Below are 13,391 nucleotides of genomic sequence, written 5' to 3'. Positions count from 1 at the left end.
CCCCATTTCCGGGCGGTGCAGTCGTCGCATTTAGACGATTTCGGCAATGCACTGGAGCGAATCTGTCTTGACACCAGCAGTTAAAGCGTAACCCGAGTTTGATGACCACTTGATGGCGATTCGATAGCTCCCGCACAGCGGAATTGTGGCGACGTTCCCAGAAACAGGGAGGTTTCGCCATGACTGACCGCAGCAGCCAACACTGGTATCCCACGGCCGCGTATCTCTACACGCTGCACCTCGATGGCCCAGCGCTGGCTTGGGAGTATTTGCGCAGGAATGCAAGCTACCGGCGCGACTGGCTACGCCGGCGTCGCAAGCCAGATGCGGCGCAGGCCTGGGGCCTGCGCCTGCTGGAAGATCCCGGCCTGGATGCGCGCGATGCACATCCTGCTTGGTTCCCCGATCACGACGGCGTGGTGCAGCTATACCCCGACGCCGACCCACCACCCGATGCGCATACCTTCGAGTTCTGGCGCATTCCTGGGCGCAAGCAACTGACCCACGACGGCAAGCGCCTGGTGCTTGTATCGCATTGGCCAGGCTGCTGCGTTCGGCTCGCACTCGCACCCGACCTAGAAGATGGCTCGGCCTATCTCTACGCCACACGCGCCTGCGCCACGCCCTGTGCGCGCTACCGCACGCTCGCTGCGAAGCTGGATGCGCTATCTGCCGCAACCGTGGCCGCGCCTGTGGCAACAGCCCGCTCTCGCCCCACGCCCGCCGCGCTGCTGGAACTGCATACCTTGCAAGCGCTCGACGCGACCCTCGCGGGAGCCTCTTTGCGCGAAGTGGCCGAAGGTCTGTTCGGCGCGGATGCCGTCGCGGCCGACTGGCACAAAGACAGTGCATTGCGTGCCCGCGTGCGGCGGCTGGTACGCCGCGGCGATGAGCTGATGCACGGCGGCTACCGCCGACTAGCGCAGCTTCCAATGTTCCCGTCGCATTAGGGGGGACGTTTCTCGACCCGTGCGAATCGTCCCTTAGCAAGAAGCCTTGCTTTCTTGAGAGTGCCTCTATCCGGCCGCGTGGTGTGGCCGGGCTTGATGGAGGTACATCCCATGCGACCTGCTCCCTCGCGGCCTGCCGCCGCTGCCGTCACTGCGACCTCGCAGCCTCAACGCTACCTGACAAACGACGAAGCCGCCGACTACCTGCGGCTGTCGCCGCGCACGCTGGAGAAGCAGCGGGTGATCGGCGGCGGCCCCAAGTTCCGCAAGTTCGGCCGCCGCGTCATGTACGCGGTGTCCGACCTCGATGCCTGGGCCGACCAGCGCAGCTACGAGGCCACGTCCGATCCCGAATACGCCGAGCGCCACGCGGGCGACTACCGTGATGGCCGCTGATCGTCGGCGCGTGGGTGGCCTTCGCCATGTCCAGCCCGCCAGGGCAAGCCTTGCCGCAGCGCGAACAGCTCGATCTGTTCCGAGCGCTGCCGGGCGACATGGCGCCACGCGATTCCCAGGACTTGATGGCCTTTCCGTTCTTCTCGCTTGCCAAGTCGCGGCGCACGGCGCCGATCGACTTCCGCAGCGGGAACGTCACCATTCGCGTGGAAGGCACGCAGGAGCACGGCATCGCAACGATATGGGATGCCGACGTGCTGATATGGGCCGCCTCGCAGATCGTGGAGGCGCGCGACGCGGGCCTGCGCCCGTCGCGCTGGATACGCGCCACGCCTTACGAGATTTTGCGCTTCATCGGGCGCGGCACGTCCCTCAACGACTACCAGCGCCTGAAGGCCGCCCTCGACCGGCTGCAATCGACCACGGTGGCCACGTCCATCCGCGAAACCACGGGAAGGCGCTTGCATCGCTTCTCGTGGATCAACGAGTGGAAGGAACTCGCCGACGCCAGCGGCACCCCGCTGGGCATCGAGCTGATCTTGCCGGACTGGTTCTATGCCGGCGTGCTCGACGCCGCCCTGGTGCTGACCATCGACCCGGCCTATTTCCGCTTGAAAGGCGGTATCGAACGCTGGCTGTACCGCCTGGTGCGCAAGCATGGCGGGCGGCAGGAGCACGGCTGGCAATTCGACTTCCGACACCTGTACCGCAAATCCGGCAGCGCGGCCCGCTTCTCGGACTTCGCCTACGACGTGCGCGCCCTGGTGGCGCGGCAGTCGTTGCCCGGCTACGTCCTCGGCATCGAGCGGATGCCGGACGACAACACCGAGCTGCTGACCTTCCGGCCCGTGCCGCACGCGGCACGGGGATAACTGCGGGAGAACCTGTGGACGGCCTCGTGCTATCAGGAGTACCGGGTATCGTGCTATCAGGAGTACGACCCTCGTGCTATCAGGAGTACGAAAACGCCGGAAAGCCAACAACGGCGCGGGTTTGCGTTCCCTCTAACTTACCTAACAAGAAATACATAACTTTTAGTAGAAGCGCGCCGTTTCGGTGGACAACCACGAAATGGCACGCCCAGGCCGGCTTTCCAGCTCGGAGGGCCGCGCCATGATCTTCGCGTTTCTCAACCAGAAAGGCGGCGTCGGCAAGACCACGCTCGCCACGCACATCGCCGGCGAACTGGCGATGCGCGGCCTGCATGTCATCCTGCTGGATGCCGACCCGCAGGGGTCATCGCTCGACTGGACGCAGCGGCGTAGCCAGCAGGGCCTGCCCCGTCTGTTCAGCGCCGTGGGCCTTGCCCGCGAAACGCTGCATCAGGAAGCGCCAGAACTCGCCAGGCGGGCCGATCACATCATCATCGACGGCCCGCCGCGCATCGCCGCCCTCGCGCGCTCCGCGCTGCTGGCGGCCGAGCGCGTGCTGATCCCCGTGCAGCCCAGCCCCTACGACGTATGGGCTTCTGCCGAGATGGTCGCACTGATCCGCGAAGCACAGGTGTTCCGGCCAGCGCTACGCGCGGCCTTCGTCATCAACCGGCGCGTCAGCACCACCATCATCGGCAGGGAGGCACGGCAATCGCTGGCCGAACAGCCGCTGCCCGCGCTGCGCTCGGAGATCCACCAGCGCATCGTCTTTGCCGACAGCGTAGCCGCTGGCCGGCTCGCCCGCGAAACCGCGCCCGACAGCGCCGCTGCCCGCGAGATCGCCGCGCTCACCGACGAACTGCTGCGGTGGCCGACATGACTGGAAAGCCATCACCACGCAGCAAGCGCGTCGGCATCGGTGTACGTCCCCCAGCGAATCCGCACGCCGAAGCGTGGATTCGCCAGGGCGACGCAGATGCCTCGCAGAAAGGCGACCTCTACACCGCTCGACTGACGCTTGACATCACGCCCGCCATGCGGGCGCGCATCAAGGTGTCGGCCTTCACGCGAGGCGTGACCGTAGCCGAACTGCTGCGCAGCCTGCTGGAGCGGGAGTTTCCCCCGGAGGGCACGCCGTGAACGCATCCGCTTCGACCGCCCACACCCCCAAAGCAAGTGCGCCCACGGCTGCACCGCCGCCGGCGCCTTCGACACTCGCCGGCCAGGCCGGCAACGTGCCGCTGACGCGCGTGGCGCTGACCTACATCGAACCCCGCTTCAAGCTCTACCTGCGCTTCGGCGAACCGGCGCGCACGCTCCAGCTCGACCGCTGGCGGCGCTGCGCCGTGTTCCTGCCGAACGCGGTTCTGTGCCGCATCCGTTGGCAGGCCAACGACTACGGCACGATCCGCTGGCAGCTCATGGTGATGCAGACCGCCACGCCGCTGGACGCCGTGCAACGCATCCCCGGCGTGCAGCCGGGCGCGCGTCTGCTGTTGCACGCCGAAGGCGATGCCAACGTTCGCGCCGTGCTGGAACGCATCGACGACATCGAGGCGCTGGGCATCGCAGCCGCAGACACATCGCCCGCGTACTGGCGCACGCTCGCGAACCGGCTCGCAGCGCGCTCGGCGTTACCCACATACACCACAGAACGGCACGCCGCCTGGCTGGCAGGGAGGGCATTGCCATGACCACGATTTCCACGACCGGCCCCGTGCCGCATCCTCGCTCGCGCCTGCGCACTCGCCTCGTGCTGGCAGGCTTCGCCACCGTCGGCCTCGCTGCGCTGGCCTGGGCTGCGTTCGTGCAGCCCCTGCCGCGAATGGCCTACAACCCGTCCGACAGCGTGGCGGTCGGTTGGTATCGCATCGAACCGTTCGACCCGCGCACCGCCTCGCGGCCACGTCCGCTGTCCGTGGACAGCATCGTGCTGGTGCCGCTGCCCGACAGGGCCGCCATGCTGGCTGCGCAGCGCAGTTACCTACCGACCCGCGTTCCGCTGCTCAAACGTGTGGGCGCAGTCGCGCCACAACACGTCTGCATCGTCGCCGGCCAGGTTCGCATCGACGGCGTGCCGGTGGCCGCCGCCCTGCCTGCCGACCGGCAGGGCCGACCGCTGCCATCCTTGCAGCTTTGCCGCCGTCTCGAACCGGGCGAACTGTTCCTCTTGAGCGTGACCAACCCAGCGTCGTTCGACAGCCGCTATTTCGGGCCGGTCAGTGCATCCACCGCGATCGGCGTTGCGCATCCGATCTGGCTGGAGACACGTCCATGATGGCCGCCGATTCGCTGCACTTTGCCGCGCCTCTCATCGTGCCATCGGGCATGTCGTTCTACTGTTCGTCGCCTTGTCATCGCACGTGCAGTGCGGGTGCATTCGCACCGCACTTCGCGCTGCCTTCGGCGCAGCCGTCCAACGTGCAGGCGTCTTGCCTCGAACGCGCCTGGCCTGCGGCCATTGGCGTGTTCGCCGGCGGGCTGGCTGCTGGTGCAGCAGCGCCGCCGGGCCGCCGATGCCCGGAGCGGGAGCGAGGGGCAAAGGCGGAAGGCAAGACAAAAGGACGCGGCACCGGGCCGCGTCGAAGGCCTGTCTGCACATGGGGGTGGCGCGGCACGGAGCGGCTTTGCCGCCGTGCCGCGTGGGGCGCGAGGCCCGCGCCAATGCAGGCATGTCCGCGTGCTTCGCACGCCCGGAGACGCCGGAGCTTGCCAGGGGCGCTGCCATGACCGACCGCCGCGACGACGATTTCCGGGTGCGCCCTGGCGCGCCGAAGAACCGAGGCAAAGGCCAGGGCCAGAGCTTCGTTTCCAAGGTGCTCAAGCGGGCTGGCAAAGCCAGCGGCGGCAAGTCGGCGGTGCGCCGTCCTGTCGCTGGCGGGAGCGGCCAGCACGCGGGCCAGCGGCCCGGCTCACGGCTTGGGCGCGGCCATACGGCAGCGCGCTTCGCAGGTGCAAAGCTGACACCCATGTCACGGCGCGTGACCGTCAAGACGCTGCTGGTCAACCAGCGCAACGCCAGCCCGCAGTCGCTCGCCAAGCACCTGCGCTACATCGAGCGCGACGGTGCCGGCCGGGACGGCGAGCCGGGCCGTGCCTACGGGCCGCAGACCGACCATGCCGACCTCGATGCCTTCAAGGAACGCTGCCAGGACGACCGACACCATTTCCGTTTCATTGTTTCCCCGGAAGACGGAGCCGAGCTGGACGACCTGCGCACCTACACCCGGCACCTGATGAACCGCATGGAGGCCGACCTGGGAACGCGGCTGGATTGGGTGGCGGTCGATCACTGGAACACCGACAACCCGCACACGCACCTGATCGTGCGCGGACGCGACGATACCGGCAGAGACCTCGTCATCGCGGGCGACTACATCGCCCACGGCTTCCGCCATCGCGCCGCCGAGCTGGCGACGGAATGGCTGGGGCCGCGCACCGAACTGGAGATCCAGCAGACCTGGCAGCGCGAGGTGAAGCAAGAGCGGTGGACGAGCCTCGACCGCACGTTGCAGCGCGAGGTCGGCGAGGATGACCGGGTGCGGATCGAACGCTTCAACGAACCGACGTTGCAACGCCAGCGCCTGCTACTGATCGGCCGGCTGCAACGCTTGCAGCGGCTCGGCCTGGCCGACGAGGTGCAGCCCAGCACCTGGGCCATCCATGCCGACGCTGAGAAGACCCTGCGTGCCCTGGGCGAGCGTGGCGACATCATCCGCACCATGCAGCGCGCCATGAGCGGCCAGCCGCGCGAGCTGGCGGTATTCGAGCCGGCCGACGACGGCCGTACCCTCGTCGGCCGCGTGGCCGCCAAGGGGCTGGCCGACGAGCTGCACGACCGCGGCTATCTGGTCATCGACGGCGTGGACGGCAAGGCCCACTACGTCGCTTTGAACGCCCGCGACGAACTGGCGAGCTACCCCACCGGCGCGGTGGTGGAGGTGCGTGGTTCCGCCGAGGTACGGGCGGCGGACAAGAACATCGCCGCACTGGCGAGCGATGGCCTGTACCGTACCGATCATCACCTGGCGATCGAGCAAGGCCGAGCCAAGCCCGGCCGCGACCCGCAGGAAGTCGTCGCGGCCCACGTCCGACGGCTGGAAGCCCTGCGCCGGGCCGGCATCGTGGAGCGCGTGGCGGAAGGGCTATGGAAAGTGCCGGACGACCTATCCGAGCGTGGGCGCCAGTACGATGCGCAGCGACTGGGCGGCGTGGCCGTGGACCTGAAATCTCACCTGCCGATCGAGCGGCAGGCCCGCGTGATCGGCGCCACCTGGCTCGACCAGCAACTGATCGGCGGCGGCCGGGGATTGGGCGACCTGGGCTTTGGTGGCGATGCCAAGCAAGCCTTGCAGCAGCGCGCCGACTTCCTCGAAGAACAGGGGCTGGCCCAGCGGCGTGGGCAGCGGGTGATTCTCTCCCGGAATCTGCTGGAAACGCTGCGCAATCGGGAGCTGGCGCAGGCCGCCCAGCACATTGCCGCCGATAGTGGGTTGGAGCATCGGCACGTCACAGACGGGCAGCGCGTAGCCGGCATCTACCGGCGCTCGGTCATTCTCGCCAGCGGTCGCTATGCGCTGCTCGATGACGGCATGGGGTTCAGTCTGGTGCCTTGGCGGCCGATAATCGAGCCACGACTGGGGCAGCAGATCGCCGCGACTGTACGCGGCGGCGGTGTGTCATGGGAGGTTGGACGGCAACGAGGTCCTGGGATTGGATAGGGGCCGTAGGCTGTCGTACCGAGTTAAGGTGTCGAGCAGCGTTCTGGCCCTAGCTTCTGTGCTCCGTTAAGGCGACTAGTCTGTGCTTATCGCCGACGCTGTGGGTGCATGGTTGCTTGCCGATTCCGGTGCAACTCGCAAACGCGCTGCCCCGACCTGAACTGCCCATTCAACGATCTGCCCGGCCAACACGTCCGTCGCGACACCGAACGCGCTCACCACATCTGCCTCTCGCTTGCTGCCTGTAGCTTGGATTGCTTCGAAGCGTCTACTGGCAATAGCAGTCCGTTTGGCCGGATCGACCAGTTGCACATCGAGCCGAACCCGAACCGCGGCGATCGCTTCAGTGCCGCGGTATTCGAGCTGGAACGCCCGTAGCGTACTGCGCAACTCCATATCGGCGCTCATTGGCGTGCTATCGGTAATCACCGAAGTCGACCGCCCATCGCGCATGAAGGCTTCGACGATTCGGTCGCGTAGCAGCACCGGTGCGGGGTCGGCCCAACGCACTCCTTGCCAAGCCGACAAGCGACCATCGGGCTGCGCAATGAAAAGCCGCTCCGAATCCAGGACGCGACTACTCTCAGGGGCGTAGACGCGCAGCGCCCCAGGTCCAGGAACGGCGCGTGGCGTACTCTCCGCCTGGGCGATGTGATAGTCGGGCAGTTTGTAGGTGACCATTGGAGCTGTTTTGGGAAGCACACTGCACGCGGACAAGCCGAGTACTAGCGTCATAGTCGCGGCAGCGACGGGAATCATCCTGGCGGAAGTGTTCACGGCTTGGTTTCCTCAATGTTCTCTCCACCGAGCAGGTATTGCGCCGGATTGCGATCCAGTCGGCGCAGCACGGTGTTTAGATTGGCCAGCGCCTGCTGGAGTTCGTGCATGGCAGGGCCTGTGGCGGCCATGCCTTGGTTCAGCGATTCCTGATTGTTTTGCAGTAGCGTCTCAACCCTGAAAGCGGCGCGTTCGAGGGATGCCGTTGCATCACGCGTGTTCACCATGATTTGCTTACCATCGTTATTTAGTAGCAGGTTGGCATCGCGAAGAGTGCTATTTGCTTGGCGCACGGCAGCTGTCGATTCTCTGCTTGCTTCGGTCAGATTGCTGATTAACGTCGCGATCTCGGCCCTCTGGTCAGCGACCGCGCCCGTAGTCTGTTCGAGATTCACTAGACTGCGGTGCACAAGAGCCAAATTCTCCTTCGACAGTAACTCCTGCGTGCGCAGCAAGATGCCGTTGAGTGTCGTCATGCTGTTACCCTCGCCGGAGACCAGGGATGCCATCGCCGAACGTGGCGCGAGGATCAACGGTTCCTCGTCCTCTTTCCGATCCAGCAATGGCACGTTTGGCCCACCGTCGCTCAACTCGATCACCGCGTTGCCGGTAATTCCCGTGATGACCAATTCAGCGCGGGTATCCTGCCGGACCGGGATGGTGGCATTGATACGCACGCGCGCTATCGCCCGCCTTGGGTCAGGCGGCGAAAGAGAAAGTGCAACGACTTCGCCAATCGTGATTCCGCTGTACTGAACCTGGCTGCCGGGCGTAAGCCCGGTCACTGGCTCATCGAACATGATCCGGTAATACTGGTAATCGTGGTCGGAACGTGTGTCGCTGAGCCAGAGCGCGAAGCCGATACCAATCGCACCGAGCAGCACGACGAACAGACCAATGAATACATGATGGGCACGTGGCTCCATGATCAGACCACCTCGTTTTCAGAGTGTAAATATTGCGTGCGCCCAGCCCAATGCGTGCGCGACGGAAGAATGATGCAGATGCGGAAGGGTTTCATGGCTGCGTCTCTTGGCTGGAAGCACCAGTGGCCTGTGCGGCCGCACGGCCACGGGGGCCGTGAAAGTATTCCTGTATCCACGGGTGCTTGAATCGCTCGACTGCCTCGATGCCGTCGTTGATGAGTACCTTCTGGTTCGCCAGGACCGCGACACGGTCGCATATGGTGTACAGCGTATCGAGGTCGTGGGTTACCAGAAACACCGTGAGACCCAGTGCATTGCGCAGGGTCAGAATCAATTGGTCGAAAGATGCAGCCCCGATTGGATCCAGTCCTGCGGTGGGTTCGTCAAGAAACAGGATGTTCGCATCAAGCGCCAAGGCTCTCGCCAGTGCTGCTCGTTTCACCATGCCTCCGGACAACGAGGCCGGATATTTGTCTCCCGCTCCGGCAGGCAACCCCACCAAGCCCAGCTTGCTTCTTGCCAAACGCTCGGCAAGAGGCCGCGCCAGACCGACATGCTCGATTAAAGGAAGAGCGACGTTCTCCAAGACGGTCAGCGATGAATACAACGCGCCCTTCTGGAACAGAATGCCGAACCTTCGCTCCATACGCGCGCGTGCAAGCCATTGGGCTCGCAGTAGGTCGCGCCCCCCGATACGGACCACGCCCGAATGCGGCTTCTGCAGCCCGACGATGCTACGCAAGAGCACGGATTTCCCGGTGCCTGATCCTCCCACCACGCCAAGGATTTCCCCGCGTCGCACGTCCAGGTCCAGGTCCTGATGGACCTGCTGGGTTCCAAACCTGTTGTCTAGGCCGCGCACTTCAATAGCGTGTCGCACACCGTTGTCGGTGTCTTCCTTCACCGCGCTCACCAGCCCATCTCCATGAAGAACAGTGCAGCGATGGCATCGATCAGGATCACCATGAAGATTGATTGCACAACACTAGAAGTCGTGTGGTCGCCTACCGACTCAGCGCTACCGGCGACCTTGAACCCTTCATGGCAGCCGATAGCGGCGATCATCACCGCGAAGAGCGGGGACTTGCTCATTCCGACAAGAAAATGGCGCACCTCGATTTTTTCCTGCACGATGGCAAGGAACTGTGCAGGAGGAATCTCCAAGCTCAGTGCGCATACAGTGGCGCCGCCCACAATGCCAGCCAAGATGCCTACTAATGTGAGCAGTGGCAAGGACACAAGAAGCGCCAGCACGCGTGGCAGCACCAGCAACTCGATGGGGTCGAGCGCGTTGGAGCGAAGCGCATCGATCTCTTCATTTGCCTTCATCGAACCGATTTGGGCGGTATACGCGCTTGCGGTACGGCCTGCAATCAATATGGCCGGGAGCAGCACTCCGAACTCGCGCATGAACGAGAAGGCGACCAGATGCACCGAGAAGATGCTCGCACCGAAGTTGGCCAGCACCGTTGCGCCCAGGAACGCCACCACCATTCCTACCATGAAGCTCAGTAGCGCCACGATGGGAATGGCGTCCACCGCTGACCGCTGGATTTGAGCGATCACCGAGGTCGTGCGCCAGCGACGCGGGTGACGAACGGTACGGCTCCATGTTTCGATGATCTGACCCACGAACCCGGCCAGACCAAGACACGCACGACAGCCCTGTTCCACGGTCAGGCCTATGCGTCCCAGACCGCGGAGCAGAGGATTCCCGCTCACCGCTGCTTTGTCCGTCTTCTGCTGAGCGGTAGCAGCGGCGGCAAGCGCTTTCATTAGGGCGAGGCGATCCGGGGACAGATTTGGAGCTGCCTCCGGCCGGTCGAGTATCGAGTCTGGCCCGAGAATTTCCACCAGCAGAGCCGCGCCGGCGGTGTCCAGTCTCTGGACTTGCGTCCAGTCGAGCAAGGGAGTGGCGTACCCCTCGGCATGGCTGATGCGGGCGGCGGACACGGATTTTGCCAGACTGGCGTAGTGCTCTATCGTCCAGTCGCCACCCGCCAGCCATTTGTGATCACCGCCGACCATGGCATCCTGCCGGAGCCAAGCCTGTGAAGCGTTGCTCATGGCTGCGTGTCCCGCCAAGCGCTGTCGATGCGCTCGATGCAGTTCGTGATCGCCGCTTTGGCATGACCCAGCAATGTGTACGAACCGGCGAACTCTTTAATGACGTTGCCGCGCTCGAAGCAACTGGCGGCAGCAACGCGTCGTCCCGTACTTACATCGACTGCTTCGAACTCTAGGCTGGCACCGCCCGTCGTCACGGGTCCAACCAGCAGGGTCGTCATTGCATTGACTGCCCGATTCGGTGTCTGCAGTTCGGTGACCGCTACACGCACCCGAACCTGTCCCGTGCCACCTGGGGTGGCGGGACTTTTGCCTTCCTGGCGTTTCAGTTCGCTCGTCACATGGTCTAGCACTTCACGCTGCTGCGCGTCATCGAGCCCATCGATGCGACCCGAGGCGGTCTTGATCTGCGCATCTTCCACCACGACAGCGGCATAACGCTTGGGCTCGAATCCCGCTGCGCGGTACATCAGTACGTTCTCGTATCGTGTCGGCGATAACTTCTCGTAGTCGCCGAGAAATCCGGAGCGCGTCATGCTGTTGGTCGCGCATCCAGAGAGCGCGGCTGCTACGCAAAAAAAAATGCCGCCGCGGATCAATGCAGTTTTGCTCTTCATAATGGGTCTCCTTGATCAAACGAAACTAAGACAGGCAATGCCTGCTGCGATGAGGGCGGTGCCAGACCAGCGCGTCACTGATGCGAGATCGCCTAGCAAGAGGGCGCCGATACCCAAGTTTCCAAGTAGCCCGATTCCTGCCCAGGCTGCAGAGGCCGCGCTGATCGGAATCCGCTTGAGCGCGAGCCACAAATCTCCGGCAAACCTGCGCTCGTGATTGGCTTGTACCGCGTCGAACGCCCGGATCATCTCGTCGATCAGTGTCACGAACAAATCGCGTTTGGTCTTGAAATGATAGAGAAACGCCCCTTTGCTCAACCCGGCCCGCACGACGACGGCGTCCAGCGTCAGACGACTGGCGCCTTCCTCCAGCACCAGTTCGCGAGCGGCCTGCAGGATGCGCTCGCGAGTTAGCTGGGCTCCTTGCTGGAGAACGGGCTGCGCATCGGTGCTGCTATGGGCGGTGGACGGGGGGGGCAACTTTGTTTTCGCGCGAGGCGGCATGGTCGTGCTCCAAAAAAAGCTTGAGTCATATACAGTCCAGACGGTATAGTAGAAGGCGTAAAACAGTCCGTCAAGACTTTTTCGGAATGCAAGGACCTGCCATGTCTCAAATTCTTGAACGCTATCGCCTCATGGCCATGATTTCGCCGCTAATGCTTCTTGCGGCTTGCAGCCATGCTCCGCACTCTGCCGATCCGCCTCGCCTGGATGTACCGGCCCATTTCTCAAATGAAGAGGGAGGTGAAGGCATCCTGGACAAATCATCCCGCCGTACTCTTCCCGTCGACTGGTGGACGGCCTACGGCGATCCACAGCTCAATGTCCTAGTCCGGGCGGCGCTGGAGCGCAACACCGAACTGTCGATTGCGCGCGCGCGCGTCGACGAGGCCTCGGCCGCCACGCGGCGAGCACGGGCCTCCCTGCTCCCCTCGTTGTCCGCGGGCACGCAGGCAACTCGAGGACGCGACTATTCAGAGAACGTTGCGATCGGCAATGATGGCCGCGCCACGTTGTCTGCATCGTGGGAGGCAGACCTGTCGGGGCGGCTTTCGCAGGCAGCAGAAGGTGCGCGCCTGGATGCGGTGGCAGCCGAACAAGCGTGGGTTGCCACGCGTTGGCAGGTCGCGTTTGAAACAGTGTCGGCGGCTGTGCAGCAGCGCCAAGCCAGTGAACTCGAAGCGCTCGCCACGGCGCGGCTGGCATCCGCCGAGCGACTCGTCTTGCTGACACAACGGAAGTTCGAGGCCGGACAAGCTACCGGCTTCGACATCGAGCGAACCCGCTCCGGCGTCGTCGCACTGCGTGTGGAGCAAGAGCAACTTCGGCGTGCGCGCGGCGAGGCGACGCATGCACTTGATGTACTAGCGGGACAAACGCCCGGAGCGTCTGCAGCTTCTCCGACTCTTGCTTCACTCGCCGCCCCCAATTGGACACCGACACGCATACCTGCGGACCTGCTGAGTGAGCGGCCCGACGTGCGCGCCGCCGAAGCGAAGTTCGCAGCCGAAACCGCGCGCTGGAACGCAGCCGAAGGCGAACGCTTCCCTAAGCTGGTGTTGGACCTGAGCGGCGGACGGCAGCGCGTTGAGAGTGCGGGGACGCGCATTACCGGCAACATTTTTTCACTTGGGGCCGGGGTTTCGTTGCCGATCTTCGATGGTGGCGCGATCCGTGCCGGCATCGAGACCGGAGAGGCGCGCAGCCGAGCTGCGCGCGCGGAGTTCGAGCGCACTTTGTTGAGTGCATTGCAGGACGTAGAGAACGCATACCTCGGTTGGCATACGCAGCACGCCGCACTGGAGCATCAGACCGAGGGGGTCGCAGTCGCGGAGCGTCAGCTCGATCGCAGCCGCCGTCTGTTTGAGGCGGGACAAGTGGACGCCACGGTGGTGGCCGAGGCTGAGGCGGGGGTGATGTCAGCGCAGGCTTCGCTGATCCGCACGCGGGCCGAGACAGCCGTGCAATGGGGTGTGCTGGCAAAAGCACTATCCGGCCCACCTGTTTGATCGGGGAAGCTTGCTGGAGCAGCTTGCGAAGGCTAGATAGCGTGGCGCAAGGCGAA

The 13,391-nt window shown here is 64.4% G+C and carries 15 protein-coding genes; 9 read left to right on the top strand and 6 right to left on the bottom strand.

What is annotated here, in order from left to right; translation table 11 throughout:
• Window positions 1–179: 179 nt before the first annotated feature.
• The 8 genes from ACQG11_RS23520 (at window position 180) to ACQG11_RS23485 (ending at window position 6,939) form a co-directional block, all read left to right on the top strand.
• A complete protein-coding gene (locus ACQG11_RS23520; protein ID WP_006379424.1) occupies window positions 180–950 on the top strand; it encodes a DUF2285 domain-containing protein in 771 nt (256 codons plus the stop codon).
• A 111-nt stretch (window positions 951–1,061) separates the two neighbouring features.
• Window positions 1,062–1,346 (top strand): helix-turn-helix transcriptional regulator, encoded by a 285-nt coding sequence (locus ACQG11_RS23515; RefSeq protein ID WP_001247107.1) that lies wholly within the window; start codon window positions 1,062–1,064, stop codon window positions 1,344–1,346.
• A 50-nt stretch (window positions 1,347–1,396) separates the two neighbouring features.
• Window positions 1,397–2,218 carry a replication initiator protein A gene (locus ACQG11_RS23510; RefSeq protein WP_022580213.1) on the top strand — a complete coding sequence of 274 codons (822 nt, stop codon included), beginning with the start codon at window positions 1,397–1,399 and terminating at the stop codon, window positions 2,216–2,218.
• 241 nt (window positions 2,219–2,459) lie between these two features.
• Window positions 2,460–3,098, top strand: coding sequence for a ParA family partition ATPase (gene parA, locus ACQG11_RS23505; RefSeq protein ID WP_003092312.1), 639 nt, complete (start codon window positions 2,460–2,462; stop codon window positions 3,096–3,098).
• The gene (locus ACQG11_RS23500; RefSeq protein ID WP_426728910.1) at window positions 3,095–3,358 is read left to right on the top strand and encodes a chromosome partitioning protein ParB; all 264 of its coding nucleotides are present in this window, start codon (window positions 3,095–3,097) and stop codon (window positions 3,356–3,358) included. The genes parA and ACQG11_RS23500 overlap by 4 nt, the downstream gene beginning before the upstream one ends.
• Complete coding sequence (locus ACQG11_RS23495; RefSeq protein WP_006379346.1) at window positions 3,355–3,912, top strand: DUF2840 domain-containing protein; 558 nt, start codon at window positions 3,355–3,357, stop codon at window positions 3,910–3,912. The genes ACQG11_RS23500 and ACQG11_RS23495 overlap by 4 nt, the downstream gene beginning before the upstream one ends.
• Window positions 3,909–4,496, top strand: a complete 588-nt coding sequence (locus ACQG11_RS23490; RefSeq protein WP_006379345.1) for a S26 family signal peptidase — start codon at window positions 3,909–3,911, stop codon at window positions 4,494–4,496. The genes ACQG11_RS23495 and ACQG11_RS23490 overlap by 4 nt, the downstream gene beginning before the upstream one ends.
• Before the next feature lie 448 nt (window positions 4,497–4,944).
• On the top strand, window positions 4,945–6,939 hold the full coding sequence (locus ACQG11_RS23485) for a relaxase/mobilization nuclease and DUF3363 domain-containing protein (protein ID WP_016487835.1): 1,995 nt from the start codon (window positions 4,945–4,947) through the stop codon (window positions 6,937–6,939).
• A 75-nt stretch (window positions 6,940–7,014) separates the two neighbouring features.
• On the opposite strand, the gene ACQG11_RS23480 is transcribed toward ACQG11_RS23485, so the two are convergent.
• The 6 genes from ACQG11_RS23480 to ACQG11_RS23455 form a co-directional block, all read right to left on the bottom strand.
• The gene (locus ACQG11_RS23480) at window positions 7,015–7,620 is read right to left on the bottom strand and encodes an ABC-type transport auxiliary lipoprotein family protein (protein ID WP_223231737.1); all 606 of its coding nucleotides are present in this window, start codon (window positions 7,618–7,620) and stop codon (window positions 7,015–7,017) included.
• A gap of 92 nt (window positions 7,621–7,712) precedes the next feature.
• Window positions 7,713–8,642, bottom strand: coding sequence for an MlaD family protein (locus ACQG11_RS23475; RefSeq protein WP_016487833.1), 930 nt, complete (start codon window positions 8,640–8,642; stop codon window positions 7,713–7,715).
• 91 nt (window positions 8,643–8,733) lie between these two features.
• Entirely contained in the window at window positions 8,734–9,555 is an 822-nt protein-coding gene (locus ACQG11_RS23470) for an ABC transporter ATP-binding protein (protein WP_016487832.1), read from the bottom strand.
• A complete protein-coding gene (locus ACQG11_RS23465; RefSeq protein WP_016487831.1) occupies window positions 9,552–10,709 on the bottom strand; it encodes an MlaE family ABC transporter permease in 1,158 nt (385 codons plus the stop codon). The genes ACQG11_RS23470 and ACQG11_RS23465 overlap by 4 nt, the downstream gene beginning before the upstream one ends.
• Window positions 10,706–11,326: a DUF3313 family protein gene (locus ACQG11_RS23460; RefSeq protein WP_016487830.1), complete on the bottom strand. Its 621-nt coding sequence runs from the start codon at window positions 11,324–11,326 to the stop codon at window positions 10,706–10,708. Before ACQG11_RS23460 ends, ACQG11_RS23465 begins: the two co-directional genes overlap by 4 nt.
• 15 nt (window positions 11,327–11,341) lie before the next feature.
• Window positions 11,342–11,830 (bottom strand): TetR family transcriptional regulator, encoded by a 489-nt coding sequence (locus ACQG11_RS23455; protein WP_022652185.1) that lies wholly within the window; start codon window positions 11,828–11,830, stop codon window positions 11,342–11,344.
• A 101-nt stretch (window positions 11,831–11,931) separates the two neighbouring features.
• Here ACQG11_RS23455 and ACQG11_RS23450 point away from each other — a divergent pair, with 101 nt between their 5' ends.
• Entirely contained in the window at window positions 11,932–13,335 is a 1,404-nt protein-coding gene (locus ACQG11_RS23450) for an efflux transporter outer membrane subunit (RefSeq protein WP_016487825.1), read from the top strand.
• The last annotated feature ends 56 nt before the right edge of the window (window positions 13,336–13,391 follow it).

This window comes from Enterobacter cloacae complex sp. 372C4 (genome assembly GCF_050030615.1).
GTDB classification, from domain to species: Bacteria; Pseudomonadota; Gammaproteobacteria; order Enterobacterales; family Enterobacteriaceae; genus Enterobacter; species Enterobacter intestinihominis.
The sequence above is the reverse complement of the archived record's forward strand: the minus strand, read 5'-3'. Positions and strand labels throughout refer to the sequence as shown.

Excerpts from the sequence above, each read along its gene's own strand:
- ACQG11_RS23520 (WP_006379424.1), top strand. The coding sequence starts at position 180 with ATGACTGACCGCAGCAGCCAACACTGGTATCCCACGGCCGCGTATCTC.
- ACQG11_RS23515 (WP_001247107.1), top strand. The coding sequence starts at position 1,062 with ATGCGACCTGCTCCCTCGCGGCCTGCCGCCGCTGCCGTCACTGCGACC.
- parA (WP_003092312.1), top strand. The coding sequence starts at position 2,460 with ATGATCTTCGCGTTTCTCAACCAGAAAGGCGGCGTCGGCAAGACCACG.
- ACQG11_RS23500 (WP_426728910.1), top strand. The coding sequence starts at position 3,095 with ATGACTGGAAAGCCATCACCACGCAGCAAGCGCGTCGGCATCGGTGTA.
- ACQG11_RS23490 (WP_006379345.1), top strand. The coding sequence starts at position 3,909 with ATGACCACGATTTCCACGACCGGCCCCGTGCCGCATCCTCGCTCGCGC.
- ACQG11_RS23485 (WP_016487835.1), top strand. The coding sequence starts at position 4,945 with ATGACCGACCGCCGCGACGACGATTTCCGGGTGCGCCCTGGCGCGCCG.
- ACQG11_RS23480 (WP_223231737.1), bottom strand. The coding sequence starts at position 7,620 with ATGGTCACCTACAAACTGCCCGACTATCACATCGCCCAGGCGGAGAGT.
- ACQG11_RS23475 (WP_016487833.1), bottom strand. The coding sequence starts at position 8,642 with ATGGAGCCACGTGCCCATCATGTATTCATTGGTCTGTTCGTCGTGCTG.
- ACQG11_RS23465 (WP_016487831.1), bottom strand. The coding sequence starts at position 10,709 with ATGAGCAACGCTTCACAGGCTTGGCTCCGGCAGGATGCCATGGTCGGC.
- ACQG11_RS23460 (WP_016487830.1), bottom strand. The coding sequence starts at position 11,326 with ATGAAGAGCAAAACTGCATTGATCCGCGGCGGCATTTTTTTTTGCGTA.
- ACQG11_RS23455 (WP_022652185.1), bottom strand. The coding sequence starts at position 11,830 with ATGCCGCCTCGCGCGAAAACAAAGTTGCCCCCCCCGTCCACCGCCCAT.
- ACQG11_RS23450 (WP_016487825.1), top strand. The coding sequence starts at position 11,932 with ATGTCTCAAATTCTTGAACGCTATCGCCTCATGGCCATGATTTCGCCG.